This is a genomic window from Streptomyces sp. NPDC048483 (assembly GCF_040651455.1).
Taxonomy (GTDB): domain Bacteria; phylum Actinomycetota; class Actinomycetes; order Streptomycetales; family Streptomycetaceae; genus Streptomyces.
Genome location: NZ_JBEZJZ010000074.1, coordinates 24632 through 41435 on the forward strand (window position 1 = coordinate 24632; position 16804 = coordinate 41435).

General features: G+C 71.2%; 17 protein-coding genes. 16 read left to right on the plus strand and 1 reads right to left on the minus strand.

Going from position 1 to position 16804, the window contains the following annotated elements; genetic code table 11:
* Nucleotides 1-11 precede the first annotated feature (11 nt).
* Nucleotides 12-1655, plus strand: coding sequence for an acyl-CoA dehydrogenase family protein (locus AB0D04_RS29495; RefSeq protein WP_362709306.1), 1644 nt, complete (start codon nucleotides 12-14; stop codon nucleotides 1653-1655).
* A 197-nt stretch (nucleotides 1656-1852) separates the two neighbouring features.
* Here AB0D04_RS29495 and AB0D04_RS29500 read toward each other — a convergent pair whose 3' ends face one another.
* Nucleotides 1853-2278, minus strand: coding sequence for a hypothetical protein (locus tag AB0D04_RS29500; protein ID WP_362709308.1), 426 nt, complete (start codon nucleotides 2276-2278; stop codon nucleotides 1853-1855).
* A gap of 312 nt (nucleotides 2279-2590) precedes the next feature.
* Here AB0D04_RS29500 and AB0D04_RS29505 point away from each other — a divergent pair, with 312 nt between their 5' ends.
* From AB0D04_RS29505 to AB0D04_RS29575, 15 genes are all read left to right on the plus strand, one after another.
* Nucleotides 2591-3889: a GAF domain-containing protein gene (locus AB0D04_RS29505; RefSeq protein ID WP_362709311.1), complete on the plus strand. Its 1299-nt coding sequence runs from the start codon at nucleotides 2591-2593 to the stop codon at nucleotides 3887-3889.
* Nucleotides 3890-4185: 296 nt separating this feature from the next.
* Complete coding sequence (locus AB0D04_RS29510) at nucleotides 4186-5043, plus strand: LLM class flavin-dependent oxidoreductase (protein WP_362709315.1); 858 nt, start codon at nucleotides 4186-4188, stop codon at nucleotides 5041-5043.
* 130 nt (nucleotides 5044-5173) lie between these two features.
* Nucleotides 5174-5854 carry a class F sortase gene (locus tag AB0D04_RS29515; RefSeq protein WP_362709317.1) on the plus strand — a complete coding sequence of 227 codons (681 nt, stop codon included), beginning with the start codon at nucleotides 5174-5176 and terminating at the stop codon, nucleotides 5852-5854.
* A 59-nt stretch (nucleotides 5855-5913) separates the two neighbouring features.
* Nucleotides 5914-7074 carry a leucine-rich repeat domain-containing protein gene (locus AB0D04_RS29520; protein ID WP_362709320.1) on the plus strand — a complete coding sequence of 387 codons (1161 nt, stop codon included), beginning with the start codon at nucleotides 5914-5916 and terminating at the stop codon, nucleotides 7072-7074.
* A 93-nt stretch (nucleotides 7075-7167) separates the two neighbouring features.
* Nucleotides 7168-7770, plus strand: coding sequence for a GNAT family N-acetyltransferase (locus tag AB0D04_RS29525; protein WP_362709323.1), 603 nt, complete (start codon nucleotides 7168-7170; stop codon nucleotides 7768-7770).
* Between the two features lie 138 nt (nucleotides 7771-7908).
* Nucleotides 7909-7992: a putative leader peptide gene (locus AB0D04_RS29530; RefSeq protein ID WP_350257049.1), complete on the plus strand. Its 84-nt coding sequence runs from the start codon at nucleotides 7909-7911 to the stop codon at nucleotides 7990-7992.
* Between the two features lie 213 nt (nucleotides 7993-8205).
* Entirely contained in the window at nucleotides 8206-9918 is a 1713-nt protein-coding gene (locus AB0D04_RS29535; RefSeq protein WP_362709326.1) for a nitrite/sulfite reductase, read from the plus strand.
* Nucleotides 9915-10115, plus strand: a complete 201-nt coding sequence (locus tag AB0D04_RS29540; protein WP_362709329.1) for a hypothetical protein — start codon at nucleotides 9915-9917, stop codon at nucleotides 10113-10115. The genes AB0D04_RS29535 and AB0D04_RS29540 overlap by 4 nt, the downstream gene beginning before the upstream one ends.
* Nucleotides 10112-10801, plus strand: a complete 690-nt coding sequence (locus AB0D04_RS29545) for a phosphoadenylyl-sulfate reductase (protein WP_362709332.1) — start codon at nucleotides 10112-10114, stop codon at nucleotides 10799-10801. Before AB0D04_RS29540 ends, AB0D04_RS29545 begins: the two co-directional genes overlap by 4 nt.
* On the plus strand, nucleotides 10801-11418 hold the full coding sequence (cysC, locus tag AB0D04_RS29550) for an adenylyl-sulfate kinase (RefSeq protein WP_362709360.1): 618 nt from the start codon (nucleotides 10801-10803) through the stop codon (nucleotides 11416-11418). Before AB0D04_RS29545 ends, cysC begins: the two co-directional genes overlap by 1 nt.
* Entirely contained in the window at nucleotides 11415-12353 is a 939-nt protein-coding gene (gene cysD, locus AB0D04_RS29555) for a sulfate adenylyltransferase subunit CysD (protein WP_362709334.1), read from the plus strand. Before cysC ends, cysD begins: the two co-directional genes overlap by 4 nt.
* Nucleotides 12354-12355: 2 nt before the next feature.
* Entirely contained in the window at nucleotides 12356-13711 is a 1356-nt protein-coding gene (locus tag AB0D04_RS29560; RefSeq protein ID WP_362709337.1) for a GTP-binding protein, read from the plus strand.
* Nucleotides 13712-13925: 214 nt separating this feature from the next.
* A complete protein-coding gene (locus AB0D04_RS29565) occupies nucleotides 13926-15032 on the plus strand; it encodes an aliphatic sulfonate ABC transporter substrate-binding protein (protein ID WP_362709340.1) in 1107 nt (368 codons plus the stop codon).
* Between the two features lie 46 nt (nucleotides 15033-15078).
* A complete protein-coding gene (locus tag AB0D04_RS29570) occupies nucleotides 15079-15882 on the plus strand; it encodes an ABC transporter ATP-binding protein (RefSeq protein WP_362709342.1) in 804 nt (267 codons plus the stop codon).
* Nucleotides 15869-16804: ABC transporter permease (locus AB0D04_RS29575; protein WP_362709344.1), on the plus strand; the 936-nt coding region annotated here is incomplete at its 3' end. The genes AB0D04_RS29570 and AB0D04_RS29575, both read left to right, overlap by 14 nt.

Genomic DNA, 16804 nt, shown 5'->3' on the forward strand with positions numbered 1-16804 from the left:
CCGTATCTGCCATGGCAGCCAGCACTCATACGGTCACGAACCAGCCCCCGCCGCTGGTCGGATACGACGTCTTCGCCGCCGATCCGGCGCTCACCGAGGGCATCACGCGCTACATCGGCGACGCGCGGCTCGCCGAGGTACGGGAGGAACTGGGCCGGCTCGGGCAGGCGGCCGGCTCGGCGCATGCCCAGCAGTGGGGCGAGCAGGCCAACGCCCATCCGCCCGTCCTGCACACCCACGACCGCTACGGGCACCGCCTCGACGAGGTGGAGTTCCACCCGTCCTGGCACCGGCTGCTCGGGCACGCCGTCACGGCCGGTCTCACCGACGCCTGGTCGCGCCCGGACGGCCATGTCCGCCGCACCGCCGGCCTCCTCGTCTGGACGCAGGCCGAGGCGGGGCACACCTGCCCGCTGTCGATGACGCATGCGGCGGTGCCCGTGCTGCGCGCCGAGCCGGAACTGGCGGCCGCGTGGGAACCCCTGCTGACCTCGCACATCTACGCGCAGGAGCTGCGGCCGGCCGCCGAGAAGGGCGGCGCGCTGGCCGGGATGGCCATGACGGAGAAGCAGGGCGGCAGCGACGTACGGGCCAATACCACGCGCGCCGAGCCGCTGGCCGCGCCGGGCGAATACGTCCTGACGGGCCACAAGTGGTTCTGCTCGGCGCCCATGTCGGACGTCTTCCTGGTCCTGGCGCAGGCACCCGGTGGGCTCACCTGCTTCCTGCTGCCGCGGGTGCTGCCGGACGGGACCCGTAACGCCTTCCGTATCCAGCGGCTCAAGGACAAGCTCGGCAACCGCTCGAACGCCTCGGCGGAGATCGAGTTCGACGGGCGGAGCTGGGCGCGCCGGGTGGGCGAGGAGGGACGCGGGGTGGCGACGATCATCGAGATGGTCGCGGCGACCCGGCTGGACTGTGTGACCGGGGCGGCGGCGGTGATGCGGCAGGCGGTGGCGCAGGCGGTGCACCACTGCGCGTACCGGGAGGCGTTCGGCGGGCCGCTGATCGACAAGCCGCTGATGCGCAATGTACTGGCCGATCTGGCGCTGGAGTCGGAGGCGGCGACCACGCTGGCGCTGCGGCTGGCGGCCGCGTACGACGGCGGCACCGAGCGGGACCGGCACTTTCTGCGGCTGGCGGTCCCGGCGGCCAAGTACTGGGTGACCAAGCGGTGCACGCCGGTGGCGGCCGAGGCGCTGGAGTGTCTGGGCGGCAACGGCTATGTCGAGGAGTCGGGGATGCCGCGGCTGCTGCGCGAGGCGCCGCTGAACTCCATCTGGGAGGGCTCCGGCAACGTCCAGGCGCTGGACGTCCTGCGGGCGCTGCAACGCGAACCGGCCGCGCTGAACGCGTACTTGACGGAGATCGGTACGGCCCGCGGCGCCGACCACCGGCTGGACCGGGCGATCAAGGCACTGCTGACCGAGCTCGCCGATCTGGACGGCATCGAGGCGCGGGCGCGGCGGCTGGTGGAGCGGCTGGCGCTGGTACTGCAGGGATCGCTGCTGGTCCGGTTCGCGCCGCCCGAGGTGGCGGACGCGTTCTGTGCGTCCCGGCTGGGCGGCGATGCGGGCGCGGCGTTCGGGACGCTGCCGCACACCCTGGACCTGGCCTCGATCGTGGCGCGGGCGCGCCCGGTCACGGACGGCTGAGCCCTACGCAGCAGGCGCGGCGGCGGTTCCTCGTGCCCTGGAGGGGTGGGGGTCCCTCCAGGGCACGAGGACAGGGGGTTACCGCCGCCGCGCCGGTCCGGGGCCCGCCCGGTGGATCAGGGCCGGAAAGTCCCGGCCGTGATCCACCGGACAGGCCCGGGGAACGGTGCCGCGCCGACTCGGCACCGTTCCCGGTCTCAGGGCCGTCCCGGCCATCTGGGCGGGGCCGCCGCGGTCCGCCCCCGCACCGCGGCGTCGATCGCCACGATGAGGTCTCCGTCGGGGACGTCCGGCCGGAAGCCGACCAGCACCCCACGGGCCTCGTAGTAGCGCAGGACCCGCCCGGCGTCCTCCCCTTCCGTACGGCCCGCCTCGCGCAGATGCACCACGAGGTCGGCGAAGGCCGGTGCGGGCGGCAGGCCGCCGATCCGGGCCACCCGGTCGAGCAACTGGGGCGCGCCGTCGATGACATAGCCGTCGGCAGGCAGGGGCTGACGCCTGATCAGGACGTCGACCGCAGGCAGCCGGGGTACCCCGTAGTGGGCGGCCAGCCGTCCGGCACGCGCGATACGCAGTCCCTCCGTCGCTCCGATCACCACGACCCGCGGCGCGATCGGCCCCATGGTGAACCCCCCTCCCGCACCGTGCCCTGCGGATGTGGCGGCGGCCGATGGAATCCCCGGCGGACAGCCGGTGGGCTCGCCGACGGGTGACCGGCAAGCCTCCGGCGTAGGGACGCCATCGGCCGCTGGGACCAGATTCCCGGTAACGGGTCATAGGCCACAACGGTTGCAGCCGGTTGCAGCCCTTGCTTGGATCTGCCCAATGGACCTCCGCCTTCCGCCTGGTGAGGGCACGATGGGCACGGGCCAGGTGGCAGCCGCCGGCGTACCGCACCGGTGGACGCCAAGACAGTTGCGGGGGCGGGGAGCAGCGTGAAGGACACAGCGATCGACAGCGCCGTCCGGTCGGCCCAGGACATCCGCGAGACCGCACGCCGCCTCGCCTCGGTCCGCGAGGCCGCGCTCGCCGGCGAACTTCCGCCCGATGCACCGCTGGACGCTCCCCGCCCGGTCATCGGCGAGTCCTGGGTACGGGCCATGGGCTCGGGCGTCGACCCGGAGCGGGACCGCGTCCAACGGCTGCTGTCCATGGCCGAGTTGGAGCACCGTCGGCACCACTCCCAGCTGGCGTCGGTGCTGCCTCTCCTCAACGACGGGCTGCTGGCGGCCGCCGATGCCGCGCAGCAGATCATGGTCGTCACCGATGCGGAGGGCCGGGTGCTGTGGCGGGAGGGCAGCGCGCCGGTCCGCCGGATGGCCGACCGGCTCGGCTTCGACAAGGGCGCCGACTGGACGGAGGGGGTGGTCGGCACCAATGCGATCGGCACCGCGCTGGTGGCCCGGCGCCCGGTGCTGGTGCACTCCGCCGAGCACTTCGTGCGCACCCACCACCAGTGGACGTGCGCCGCCGCGCCGCTGCACGACCCGCGCGACGGCCGCCTGCTGGGCACCGTCGACATCAGCGGCCCGGCGCACTCCTTCCACCCCACCACGCTGTCGCTGGTCTCCGCGGTCGCCCGGCTCGCGGAGGGCGAGCTGCGCACCCGGCATCACACGTCCCTGGAGCGGCTGCGGTCGACGGCGGCGCCGGTGCTGGCGCGGATCGGCGGGCGGGCGCTGGCCGTCGACCCGAACGGCTGGCTCGCCGGCGTCACCGGCACGACCTCGCCGGACCGGGTGGCGCTGCCCAAGGCACCACAGGCCGGGCCGCTGTGGCTGCCGCGGTACGGCATGTGCACGCTGGAGCCGCTGCCCGGCGGCTGGCTGATCCGGATCGGCCGGGAAGAGCCGGACGCCGGGCCCGGCCGGGTGCTGCTGGACGTCAGCGGGCGGGACGGCGCGACGGTCAGCGTCACCGGGCCGGCCGGCGTCTGGTCGCACGAGCCGTCCCCGCGCCACGCCGAGCTGCTGTTCGTCCTCGCCGCCCACCACCCGGAGGGCCGCAGCGCCGCCGAACTCGCCCAGGACCTGTTCGGCGACCGCGGCCGTACGGTCACGGTGCGCGCCGAGCTGTCCCGGCTGCGCCGCCACCTGGCGGGTGTGCTGGCGCACCGGCCGTACCGCTTCGCGGACGGGGTGGAGGTGGAGCTGCGGCTGCCGCCGCGGCCCGTCGATCTGCTGCCGCAGTCGTCGGCGCCGGCGGTGGCGGCGGCGCGGCGGGGGGTCTCGTAGCGGTCCGGGGGCGGGCCCCGGGAAATGGGCCGCGAAAATCGGATGCGGACGCGTGTTCCCCTTCCTAGGCTGGCCGCGCTCTGAAGACAGCTCCCCAGAAGGACGTCGCAGAACGGGAGCAGCGCGCGCCGCCGCGAGCAGGCGCGTGGCCAAACGAGTGGGCGACACGGCAATCCGCGATGACGCATGTCCGCATGCCCGGTGCCCGTATTCCTGGATACGGGATGTCTCCGTGTGTGCGGTGCATCTGCCGTCCGGATCGCCTGCCCAGCCCGTACGTCCTTCTGGAGGACCCCATGTCCGTAGGCCTCGGACTTCCCATCGGCGATCCCGCGCAGCTGCTCACCTGGGCCCGGCGCGCCGACGCCACCCCGTTCACCACCGTCGCCCTGCTCGACCGGCTGGTGTACGCCAACCCCGAGCCGCTGATCACCCTGGCCACGCTGGCCGGGGCCACCTCCCGCATCCGGGTGCAGACCGAGGTGCTGCTCGCCCCGCTGCACGCCACGCCGCTGCTGGCCAAACAGGCCGCCACCCTCGATCTGCTCTCCGGCGGGCGGTTCACTCTCGGCATCGGGACCGGCGGGCGCGAGGACGACTATCTGGCCGCGGGCATCGACATCCGCACACGGGGCCGCCGCCTGGACGGGCAGATGGCCGAGCTGCGGCGGATCTGGGCCGGTGAGCCGCTCGGCGCGGACGTCGGCCCGATCGGTCCCGCTCCGGCGCGGCCCGGCGGCCCCGAGGTGCTCTTCGGCGGCTTCGTCCCCGCCGTGGTGGAACGCGTCGCCCGCTGGGGCGACGGCTTCCTCGGCGCCGCCCTCCCGCCCCAGCAGATGGACGGCATGTTCCGTGAGGTGGAGGCCGCCTGGTCCCGGGCCGGGCGTACGGGACGGCCGCGGCTGCTGGCCCAGGTCAATGCGGCCCTCGGCCCCCAGCCGGTGATCGACCGTGCCCGCCGGGAGCTGCGCGCGTACTACGGACCGGAGAACAGCTACACCGACCACATCGTGAACAGTCTGCTCACCACCCGGACGGAGATCCGCGACGCGGTGGCCGCGTTCACGGCGATCGGCGCGGACGAGGTGATGCTCTACTGCTGGTCCCCCGACCCGGACCAGGTGGACCGGCTCGCCGAAGTGGCGCTCGCGTAGGACCAGCCGCCCGCAGGCCGTCGGCCGTCCACCCGAACGGCCGTCTGCGCTCGCCCCCTCCTCTCCGCGCGCCTAGCGTGCCGTCTGCGGACCGTGCGCGGAGGGGAGCACGGTCCCCGGGAGGTGAGCAATGAGCCTGATCGGCCGGCCCGAGGAGCCGCGCGCGGAGCCCGCGCCGCGCCGGCCCAACTGGGGCGTGATGGCCCTGGTCGGCCTCACCGGCTTCGGCATGCTGCGCAGCGGGCTCGCGGACGAGGCCGACGGGCCGCCCCAGCCGGGCGGCGGCGCCACCACGCTCACCCCCGCCGCGGGCCACCCCGCCGGGCCGCCCCCACTCGCCCGCTCCGCCGTCTCGCGGGTGACCATCCCGTCACTCAAGGTCTCCGCCCCGGTTGTCCCCCTCGGCCTGGACAAGGACGGCTGGATAGCCAGCCCGCCGGCCCGGAACCCCCATCTGGCGGGCTGGTACGCCAACGCCCCGGCCCCTGGCGAGCGGGGCACCGCCGTCATCGTCGGCCATGTCGACACCTACACGGGCCCCGCCGTCTTCTACCGCCTCGGCTCCCTCAAAAAGGGCCAGACGATCCGGGTAACCCGCAAAGACGGCCGCACCGTGCTTTTCGAGGTCTACGGAATCCAGGTCTTCACCAAGAAACGCTTTCCCTCCCACCGGGTCTACGGCTCCACCGGACGCCCCGAACTCCGGCTACTGACCTGTGGCGGCGGCTATTCCGCGAGCGGCGGTTACGCGGGCAATGTAGTGGTATTCGCCCGGATGACGGGGACCGGGACGGCGGGAGGGGGCGAGTAGCGCAACTCCCCGAGGCATACTGGCAGTTCAGTTGTCCGGAGCCTCATGGGGGAGCATCGTTGTCCGCTTACGACGAGCCTTTTGACGACGATGAACCGGCGGAAGGGGAGTGGGACGAGCGCATCGAAGAGGCAGTGCTCAGCGACTCCGATGAGCTGGACCTCTCGGGATACGGGCATGACACCCTCCCCGATTCACTGGCCGATCTCACCCATCTCACCGAACTCGACCTGAGCGACAACAACCTCGCCGCACTCCCGGAATGGCTGGGGAATTTCACGTTCCTCACCGCACTCCATCTGAGCGGCAACGTCTTCACCACGCTGCCGGAGCCGCTTCGCCACCTCCCGGCCCTCACCGAACTCCATCTGAGCGGCAACCACCTCACCGCACTCCCCGAATGGACGGGCGAGCTCACCTCACTCACCCACTTCGATCTGCGGAACAATGCGCTCGGCGAACTCCCCGCCTCCCTCGGCCGTCTCAGCAGCCTCGGCACGCTGGATCTGAGCAGTAACGGGCTCACCGCGCCGCCCGAATCGCTCGGCGATCTCACGGCCCTCACCGAACTGCATCTGAGCGGCAACCACCTCACCGGCCTGCCCGCATCGCCGTCCGGCCTCGGCGCCCTGACCCACCTCGATCTCGACCACAACCGCCTCACCCGGCTCCCCGAATGGATCGGCCGCCTCACGGGGCTGACCACCCTCCTCCTCGGCTCCAACCACCTCACCGCACTGCCCGAGTCGCTCGGCAATCTCCGCGCACTCACCTGGCTCAACCTGGACAGCAATGACCTGACCGCGCTGCCCGCCCCACTCGGCGGTCTCACCGCGCTCACCGGCCTCAACCTCGGCGGGAACCGGCTCGGCGCGCGGCCCGGTTCCCTGCCCGATTCCCTCCGCGGTCTCACCGCGCTGACCCACCTCGATCTGAACGGCAACGGTCTGACCACCCTGCCGGAAACGCTCGGCGAGCTCACCGCACTCACCGGGCTCGTCCTGCGCGGCAACCGCCTCACCACGCTCCCCGCATCGTTGGGCCGCCTCAAGGCGCTCACCGGCCTGCACCTCGATCACAATGCCTTCACCGAGCTGCCCGCATGCGTGCGCGACCTCACCGCGCTCACCCGCCTGTACCTCGGCGGCAATGACATCGACGCACTGCCCGCTTGGCCGGCCGACCGCGAAACCCTCGTCGTCTTTCGCGACGACGTGTAGTGCGGAGGGAAGCCCCGAGGGCATTGCCAAGGCGGCACCGGCCGGGGCCCGGCCGGGCGCGGCCCCCGGCGGCGCGTGTGATGTCCTGACCGCATGAGCCACTCGGTCACCACCTGGTACCTCGAGCAGACCTCGCCCCCCGACGTCACCCCGGCCGGGGGGCCGCCGGCCGGGCAGGATGTCCGTATCGTCAGGTCCGAGGTGCCGTCGCCGGAATTCAGCCGGTTCCTCTATACCGCGGTCGGCGGGGACATTCTGTGGACGGACCGGCTGAGCTGGTCGTACGCGCAGTGGGCGGAGCATCTGGGGCGGCCGGGAGTGGAGACCTGGGTGGCGTACGAGCGGGGGACGCCCGCCGGGTTCATCGAGCTGGACGCCCAGCCGGAGGGCGCCGTGGAGATCGCGTACTTCGGGCTGGTCCCGGCCTTCCGGGGACGCCGGATCGGTGGGCGGCTGCTGGCGTACGGCACCGAGCGGGCCTGGGACCTGGCCGAACGGTGGCCGGGGCGGGACCGGACAACGCGGGTGTGGGTGCATACGTGCAGCGACGACGGGCCGCATGCGATGGCCAACTACGAGCGGCGCGGGTTCCGGGTGTACGAGACCACGGTGACGGAGGAGGCCGAGGTGGAGATGCCCGGCCCTTGGCCCGGCGCCGGTCCGGCAGGCCCTGCCCAGGAGCCCGGCGAGAAGTAACCCGTACAGCGACCCGTGGACGATCCATGAGCGACCCGTACAGTGATCCATGACACATCGTCCCGCCATTCGGGACAGTGATGTCCAAATCCTGGACGACGGTGGACTGGCCGGAGAACGGCGTGCCACGCTTCCGTCATGTCTAGAGCTGGAATTGCCTTGGTGAGTCGGCGGCACGTCGACCTCGGCCGCATGTCCAGCGCCATTTGTCGGGCAGGCTGACGAAGCGCTGACCAGGGCCTGGAGCCCCGGACTGCACCGCCGGCACCACCGATTTCCCGCCGTCCCCATCGTCGCGGACGCGGCCGTACCCCCGCCTCAGCAGCTCACCTCCGACGCGCTCACACGCGCCGCGCTTCGGTGTGTCTGCACAGGTCACCGCGGGTGTGCCGCGCCCGTCCGCCCCCTTGAGCCCGCCCAGAAGGACGTACACCCATGGCCGCCGACACCCCGGAGATCCCCCAGCCCTCGGCCGGGGCCGCAAAGCCGCGCCGCAAGGCCGGCCGCCACCGCGGCGAGGGCCAGTGGGCCGTTGGGCACTTCACGCCGCTCAACGGCAATGAGCAGTTCAAGAAGGATGACGACGGTCTCAATGTGCGGACACGCATTGAGACGATCTACTCGAAGGCCGGCTTCGACTCCATCGACCCCAACGACCTCCGCGGACGGATGCGTTGGTGGGGTCTCTACACCCAGCGCAAGCCCGGAATCGACGGTGGCAAGACCGCGATCCTGGAGCCGGAGGAGCTGGACGACAAGTACTTCATGCTGCGCGTCCGCATCGACGGCGGGCGGCTGACCACCGAGCAGCTGCGGGTCATCGGCGAGATCTCGCAGGAGTTCGCGCGCGGCACCGCGGACATCACCGACCGGCAGAACGTCCAGTACCACTGGATCCGGATCGAGGACGTCCCGGAGATCTGGCAGCGGCTCGAGGCCGTCGGCCTGTCCACCACCGAGGCGTGCGGTGACACCCCCCGCGTCATCCTGGGTTCGCCGGTCGCCGGTATCGCCGAGAACGAGATCATCGACGGCACCCCGGTCATCGAGGAGATCCAGCGCCGGATCATCGGCAACCCCGCGTTCTCCAACCTGCCGCGCAAGTTCAAGTCCGCGGTCTCCGGCTCCCCGCTGCTGGACGTCGCGCACGAGATCAACGACATCTCCTTCGTCGGTGTCGAGCACCCCGAGCACGGTCCGGGCTTCGATGTGTGGGTCGGCGGCGGCCTGTCCACCAACCCCAAGCTCGGGGTCCGGCTGGGTGTCTGGGTCTCCCGCGAGGAGGCCGCCGATGTCTACGAAGGCGTCATCTCGATCTTCCGCGACTACGGTTACCGCCGGCTGCGCACCCGCGCCCGCCTGAAGTTCCTCGTCGCCGACTGGGGCCCGGAGAAGTTCCGCCAGGTGCTGGAGGACGAGTACCTCAAGCGGAAGCTGACCGACGGCCCCGCCCCGGCGCAGCCCGACCAGCGGTGGCGCGACCACGTCGGCGTGCACCGGCAGCAGGACGGCCGCTTCTACGTCGGCTTCGCCCCGCGCGTCGGCCGGGTCGACGGTGCCACCCTCACCAAGATCGCCGAGCTGGCGGCGGAGCACGGCTCGGGCCGGCTGCGGACCACCGCCGAGCAGAAGATGATCGTGCTGGACATCGACGAGGCGCAGGTCGACTCGCTGGTCGCCGGTCTGGAGGCGCTGGACCTGCGGGTCACGCCGTCCCCGTTCCGGCGCGGCACGATGGCCTGCACCGGCATCGAGTTCTGCAAGCTGGCGATCGTCGAGACCAAGGGCCGTGGCTCCTCGCTGATCGACGAGCTGGAGCGCCGGCTCCCCGAGTTCGACGAGCCGGTCACCATCAACATCAACGGCTGCCCCAACGCCTGCGCCCGTATCCAGGTGGCGGACATCGGTCTCAAGGGCCAGCTGGTGCTGGACGACGACGGCAACCAGGTCGAGGGCTACCAGGTCCACCTGGGCGGCGCGCTGGGCCTGGAGGCCGGGTTCGGCCGTAAGGTCCGCGGGCTGAAGGTCACCGCCGACGAGCTGCCCGACTACGTCGAGCGGGTGCTGCACAACTTCCAGGAGCAGCGCACCGACGGCGAGCGGTTCGCCCAGTGGGCCGCCCGTGCGGAAGAGGGTGCGCTGAAGTGAGTGAGCGTGCCGCCCCGTTCTACTGCCCGTACTGCGGCGACGAGGACCTGCGCCCCTCCGAGGAGGGGTCGGTCCGCGGCGAGGGCGCGGCCTGGGAATGCCGGTCGTGCAGTCGCGCGTTCCGGCTGAAGTTCCTGGGCCTGCTCTCCCAGGGGCGCTCCGCTTCCCCCTCAACTTCTGCTGGAGGTGCGTCGTGACCACTGCCACCGATCTGCCGCAGCTCGCCGAGCGCGCGGGCCGCGACCTGGAGGACGCGGCCCCGCTCGAGATCCTCACCTGGGCCGCCGAGACCTTCGGCTCCCGCTTCTGCGTCACCTCCTCCATGGAGGACGCGGTCGTCGCCCACCTCGCCTCGCGCGCCGTGCCGGGTGTGGACGTGGTGTTCCTCGACACCGGCTACCACTTCCCGGAGACCATCGGGACGCGGGACGCCGTGGCCGAGGTGATGGACGTCAACCTCATCACCCTGACGCCCCGTCAGACGGTCGCCGAGCAGGACGCCGAGTACGGGCCGAAGCTGCATGACCGGGACCCGGACCTGTGCTGCGCACTGCGTAAGGTCAAGCCGCTGGAAGAGGGCCTGGCCGGCTACGACGCCTGGGCGACGGGCCTGCGCCGGGACGAGTCCCCGACCCGGGCGAACACCCCGGTCGTCGGCTGGGACGCCAAGCGTCAGAAGGTCAAGATCTCGCCGATCGCCCGCTGGACGCAGGCCGATGTGGATGCCTACGTCGCCGAGCACGGGGTGCTCACCAACCCGCTGCTGATGGACGGCTACGCCTCCGTCGGCTGCGCCCCCTGCACCCGCCGGGTCCTGGCGGGCGAGGACGCGCGGGCGGGCCGCTGGGCCGGCAGCAACAAGACCGAGTGCGGGCTGCACTGATGGCCGAACTCCAGAATTTTCAGAACACCTTGCAGGGCACGACAGATGGTCGAGACGTTGCGGAAGAAGCTCAGGAGAAGCCGATGACGGGCGCCACGGTGTGGCTGACCGGATTGCCGAGTGCGGGCAAGACCACGATCGCGTATGCGCTCGCGGAGCGGCTGCGCGGCGAGGGCCGCCGGGTGGAGGTGCTGGACGGCGACGAGATCCGCGAGTTCCTCTCGGCCGGCCTGGGCTTCACCCGCGCCGACCGGCACACCAACGTCCAGCGGATCGGCTTTGTCGCCGAACTGCTGGCGAGCAACGGGGTCACCGCCCTGGTGCCGGTGATTGCGCCGTACGCGGATTCCCGCGAGGCGGTGCGCAAGCGCCACCAGGGCGAGGGCAGTGCGTATCTCGAGGTGCATGTGGCGACGCCGGTCGAGGTGTGTTCCGAGCGTGATGTGAAGGGGCTGTACGCCAGGCAGGCGGCCGGTGAGATCTCCGGCCTGACCGGTGTGGACGACCCGTATGAGGCTCCCGAATCGCCTGACCTGCGTATCGAGTCGCACACCCAGACCGTGCAGGAGTCCGCAGCCGCGCTTTATGGGCTGCTTGTCGAAAGGGGGCTGGCGTGACCACCGCGACTGCTCTGACCGAAGCCGGCGGCGACAACCCGTACGCGCTGTCTCATCTGGACGCCCTGGAGTCCGAGGCGGTGCACATCTTCCGTGAGGTGGCGGGTGAGTTCGAGCGGCCGGTGATCTTGTTCTCCGGCGGCAAGGACTCCATCGTCATGCTGCATCTCGCGCTGAAGGCGTTCGCGCCCGCGCCGGTGCCGTTCTCGCTGCTGCACGTCGATACCGGGCACAACTTCCCCGAGGTCCTCGACTACCGCGACCGCACCGTGGAGCGGCACGGGCTGCGCCTGCATGTCGCCTCCGTGCAGGACTTCATCGACCGCGGTGAGCTGCGCGAGCGCCCCGACGGCACCCGTAACCCGTTGCAGACCGTGCCGCTGCTGGATGCCATCGAGACCAACCGTTTCGATGCGGTCTTCGGCGGCGGGCGCCGGGACGAGGAGAAGGCGCGTGCCAAGGAGCGGGTGTTCTCGCTGCGCGATGAGTTCGGTGGCTGGGATCCGCGGCGGCAGCGCCCGGAGCTGTGGCAGCTCTACAACGGCCGTCACTCGCCCGGCGAGCATGTCCGGGTCTTCCCGCTGTCGAACTGGACCGAGCTGGATGTGTGGCAGTACATCGCCCGCGAGAAGATTGAACTGCCCGCCATCTACTACGCCCACGAGCGCGAGGTCTTCGCCCGCAGCGGGATGTGGCTGGCGCCGGGTGGGTGGGGCGGTCCCAAGGACGGCGAGAGCCTGGAGAGGCGGCTGGTGCGCTACCGCACGGTCGGTGACATGTCGTGCACCGGCGCGGTCGACTCCGATGCCGACACCATCGAGGCGGTCATCGCGGAGATCGCTGCCTCGCGGCTGACCGAGCGGGGCGCGACGAGGGCCGACGACAAGATGTCCGAGGCCGCCATGGAGGACCGTAAGCGCGAGGGGTACTTCTAACCATGAGCACCACCCATGCTGTTGAGGGCGTTGTGGACGCCGGGGCGACCTCGTTGCTGCGGTTCGCCACCGCCGGCTCGGTCGACGACGGTAAGTCGACCCTGGTCGGGCGGCTGCTGCACGATTCGAAGTCGGTGCTGGCCGACCAGCTCGAGGCCGTCGAGCACGCCTCCCGCAACCGCGGGCAGGAGGCGCCGGACCTGGCGCTGCTGACGGACGGGCTGCGCGCCGAGCGCGAGCAGGGCATCACCATCGATGTCGCCTACCGCTACTTCGCCACGCCCCGGCGCCGCTTCATCCTCGCCGACACCCCCGGCCATGTGCAGTACACCCGCAACATGGTCACCGGCGCCTCCACCGCCGAGCTGGCCGTGGTCCTGGTCGACGCCCGTAACGGCGTCGTCGAGCAGACCCGCCGCCACGCCGCCGTCGCCGCCCTGCTGCGTGTCCCGCATGTGGTCCTGGCGGTGAACAAGATGGACCTCGTCGACTACGCCGAGCCCGTCTTCGCGGCGATCGCTGAGGAGTTCACGACCTACGCGGCGTCGCTGGGCGTGCCGGAGATCACCGCGATCCCGATCTCGGCGCTGGCCGGCGACAACGTCGTGACGGCGTCGGCCAACATGGACTGGTACGGCGGCCCGACCGTCCTCGAGCACCTGGAGACCGTCCCCGTCGTCGCCGACTCCTCGGACGACCCCGGCCGCTTCCCGGTCCAGTACGTGATCCGTCCGCAGACCGCCGAACACCCCGACTACCGCGGCTACGCGGGCCAGATCGCCTCCGGCGTGCTGCGCGTCGGCGACCAGGTGCTGGTGCTGCCCTCGGGCCGCACCAGCACCATCGAGGCGATCGACGCGCTCGGCCAGGCCGTGGACGTCGCCTGGGCACCCCAGTCGGTGACCCTCCAGCTCACCGACGACATCGACATCTCCCGCGGTGACCTGATCGCCCCGACCGCCTCGGCGCCGTCGGTCTCCCAGGACATCGAGGCCACCGTCTGCCATGTCGCGGACCGGCCACTGACCGTCGGACAGCGGGTGCTGCTCAAGCACACCACCCGCACCGTCAAGGCGATCGTCAAGGACATCCCCTCCCGGCTGACCCTGGACGACCTCTCCCAGCACCCCGCACCGGGCGAGCTGGCCGCCAACGACATCGGCCGGATCGTGATCCGTACCGCCGAGCCGCTGGCCGTGGACGCCTACGCCGACTCCCGCCGCACCGGCTCCTTCCTCCTGATCGACCCCGCCGACGGCACGACGCTGACCGCGGGAATGGCCGGCACCGCCTTCGCAGAGGCAGCCGCGGAAGCCGCGCCGGCCGCCGAGGCGGACGACAACGGATGGGACTTCTGAACATGCCACAAGATGTGTTTTCCACCTTCGCGAAGGAGGGCGGCCGCATCGGCAGCGGCGCCCTCGGCAGTGGCCAGGGAGGAGTCGGGCGATGTGTGTGCTGACGATGCCTGACTCCGTACCCCCCACACCCCCCTTCCGAAGATCCATCGCCTTGCCGGGCGCGCCCTAGAGAGGCGCGTACTGCCCCGGCCCTCCGAGAGGAACTCCTCCCGTGCCTGCCGTTCGACACCGCCTGCTGGCGGCCGCCGTTACCCTCCCGCTCCTGACAGGCGCGCTGGGTGCCTGCGGCTACGGTTCCGAGGCCAAGAAGGACACCGCCGCCAAGGTCGCCCCCAAGGGCCCCAAGACTGACGGGCTCGATCAGGTCCGGATCGGCCTTTTCGGCAACACCACGCACGCCACTCCCCTGGTCGGCCTCCAGAAGGGCCTGTTCCAGAAGGAACTCGGCGGCACGCAGGTGAAGTCCTCCACCTTCAACGCGGGCCCCGCCGAGATCGAAGCCCTCAACTCGGGCGCCATCGACATCGGCTGGATCGGCCCCTCCCCCGCGATCAACGGCTACGCCAAGTCGCACGGCAAGAGCCTGAAGATCATCTCCGGCTCGGCCTCCGGCGGCGTCTCGCTGGTGGTCAACCCGAAGAAGATCAAGGGTCTGGGTGACCTCAAGGGCAAGAAGATCGCCACCCCGCAGCTGGGCAACACCCAGGACGTGGCGCTGCTGAACTTCCTGGCCGACAAGGGCTACAAGGTGGACGCCGCCTCCGGCAAGGGCGATGTCACCGTCCAGCGCACCGACAACAAGGTGACGCCGACCGCCTTCGAGCAGGGCTCCATCGACGGTGCCTGGGTGCCGGAGCCGACGGCCTCCAAGCTCGTGGCCGCGGGCGGCAAGTCGATTCTGGACGAGAAGACGCTGTGGAAGGACGGCAAGTTCGTCATCACGAACGTGATCGTCTCCCAGAAGTTCCTCAAGGAGCACCCCAAGGCCGTCGAGGCGGTGCTGCGCGGCTCGGTGAAGACCAACGCCTGGATCCGGTCCCACCCGGCCGAGGCGAAGAAGACGCTCAACGACAAGCTCGGCAGCGCGGACGTCGCCGGCAAGTCGCTGCCGGACAACGTCATCGATCCGGCGTTCAAGAACGTCGACATCACCGATGACCCGCTGGCCGCCACCCTCCAGGAGGAGGCGGACCACGCCGTCAAGGCGGGCCTGCTGAAGAAGCCCGATCTCCGGGGCATCTACGACCTCACCCTGCTGAACAAGGTGCTCAAGTCCCAGGGCAAGCAGCCGGTCGACGACGCCGGCCTCGGCAGCTGACAGCCCTCCTTTCCTCAGCACCGCAGTCCCCCAGGAGGTGACACCGATGACGACCACCACACTCACCAAGCAGCCCGCCCCGGCGGCCCCGGCCGGCACCGAGACCTACGCCGCTCGCATCGACCACGTCTCGAAATCGTTCGGGCGCCCCGGCGCGCAGCAGCATGTGCTGGACGACATCAGCATCGATGTCGCACCGGGCGAGTTCGTCTGCCTCCTGGGGGCCTCGGGCTGCGGCAAGTCCACCCTCCTCAACCTCGTCGCCGGCCTCGACGCGCCGTCGGCGGGCAGCATCGAGACGCCCGGCGGCCGGCCGGCGCTGATGTTCCAGGAGCATGCGCTCTTCCCGTGGCTGACCGCGGGCCGCAACATCGAACTGGCGCTGCGGCTGCGCGGGGTGCCGCGCGCCGAACGCCGCACCGAGGCCGAGCGACTGCTCGAACTCGTCCGGCTCAAGGGCGCATACGGCAAGCGCGTGCACGAGCTCTCCGGCGGTATGCGCCAGCGCGTCGCGATGGCCCGCGCACTCGCCCAGGACAGCCAGCTGCTGCTGATGGACGAGCCGTTCGCCGCCCTCGACGCCATCACCCGAGACGTCCTGCACGACGAACTGACCCGCATCTGGCGCGAGACCAACCTCTCCGTCCTCTTCGTCACCCACAACGTCCGCGAAGCCGTACGCCTCGCCCAGCGAGTGGTCCTCCTCTCCTCCCGGCCCGGCCGGATCGCCCGCGAGTGGCAGGTGGACATCCCCCAGCCGCGCCGTATCGAGGACGCCGCGGTCGCCGACCTTTCCGTCGAGATCACCGAACAGCTCCGTGGGGAGATCCGCCGCCATGGCCAGCACTGAGACCACGTCCGCCACCGGAAAGGCCGGCGAAGCCGCCGCCGCTCCGGCCGACGGCACGCCCGCCGAGGCAACCGGCAAGGCCCCGGCCACTCGCGACACCGCGAGTGACCTTGCGGGCCTGGAGGCCGGGCTCGACGCCCTGGAGTCCACTGTCGTCGACCGTCAGCCCTGGCTGCGTACCGTCGTTTCCAAGGTGTTCCCTCCCCTCATAGCCATCGCGATCGTGCTCGGGCTGTGGCAGCTCGCCTATCACTTCCAGCTCAAGCCGCACTTCCTGCTGCCCAGCCCCGTCGAGGTCGCCCGCTCCCTGCAGGACAAATGGCTCCAGGGCACCCTGCTGGACTATGTGTGGACCAGCATCTCCCGCGGCGCCCTCGGCTTCCTGGCCTCGGTCGCCATCGGTACGCCCCTGGGCCTGATCGTCGCCCGCGTCAAAGCCGTACGCGCCGCGATCGGCCCGATCCTGAGCGGACTGCAGTCCCTCCCCTCAGTGGCCTGGGTCCCCGCGGCGATCATCTGGTTCGAACTGAGCGACGCCACCATCTACGCGGTGGTACTGCTCGGCGCCGTCCCCTCCATCGCCAACGGCCTGGTGGCCGGCGTCGACCAGATCTCCCCCCTCTACCTGCGCGCCGGCCGCACCATCGGCGCCACCGGCCTCGCCGGCGTACGGCATGTCCTCCTCCCCGCCGCGCTCCCCGGCTACATCGCCGGCCTCAAACAGGGCTGGGCCTTCTCCTGGCGCTCCCTGATGGCCGCCGAACTCATCGTCAACGCCCCCGACCTGGGCACCGGCCTCGGACAGATGCTGGAGCAGGGCCGCGAGTTCGGAGACATGTCCTTGGTACTGTCCGCAATCCTGCTGATCCTCATCGTCGGCATCGGAATCGAACTGCTGATCTTCGCGCCGATCGAGCGGCGG

Coding starts and splice junctions, on each gene's coding strand:
- AB0D04_RS29495 (WP_362709306.1), top strand. CDS start 12: ATGGCAGCCAGCACTCATACGGTCACGAACCAGCCCCCGCCGCTGGTC.
- AB0D04_RS29500 (WP_362709308.1), bottom strand. CDS start 2,278: ATGGGGCCGATCGCGCCGCGGGTCGTGGTGATCGGAGCGACGGAGGGA.
- AB0D04_RS29510 (WP_362709315.1), top strand. CDS start 4,186: ATGTCCGTAGGCCTCGGACTTCCCATCGGCGATCCCGCGCAGCTGCTC.
- AB0D04_RS29515 (WP_362709317.1), top strand. CDS start 5,174: ATGAGCCTGATCGGCCGGCCCGAGGAGCCGCGCGCGGAGCCCGCGCCG.
- AB0D04_RS29525 (WP_362709323.1), top strand. CDS start 7,168: ATGAGCCACTCGGTCACCACCTGGTACCTCGAGCAGACCTCGCCCCCC.
- AB0D04_RS29530 (WP_350257049.1), top strand. CDS start 7,909: ATGTCTAGAGCTGGAATTGCCTTGGTGAGTCGGCGGCACGTCGACCTC.
- AB0D04_RS29535 (WP_362709326.1), top strand. CDS start 8,206: ATGGCCGCCGACACCCCGGAGATCCCCCAGCCCTCGGCCGGGGCCGCA.
- cysC (WP_362709360.1), top strand. CDS start 10,801: ATGGCCGAACTCCAGAATTTTCAGAACACCTTGCAGGGCACGACAGAT.
- AB0D04_RS29560 (WP_362709337.1), top strand. CDS start 12,356: ATGAGCACCACCCATGCTGTTGAGGGCGTTGTGGACGCCGGGGCGACC.
- AB0D04_RS29570 (WP_362709342.1), top strand. CDS start 15,079: ATGACGACCACCACACTCACCAAGCAGCCCGCCCCGGCGGCCCCGGCC.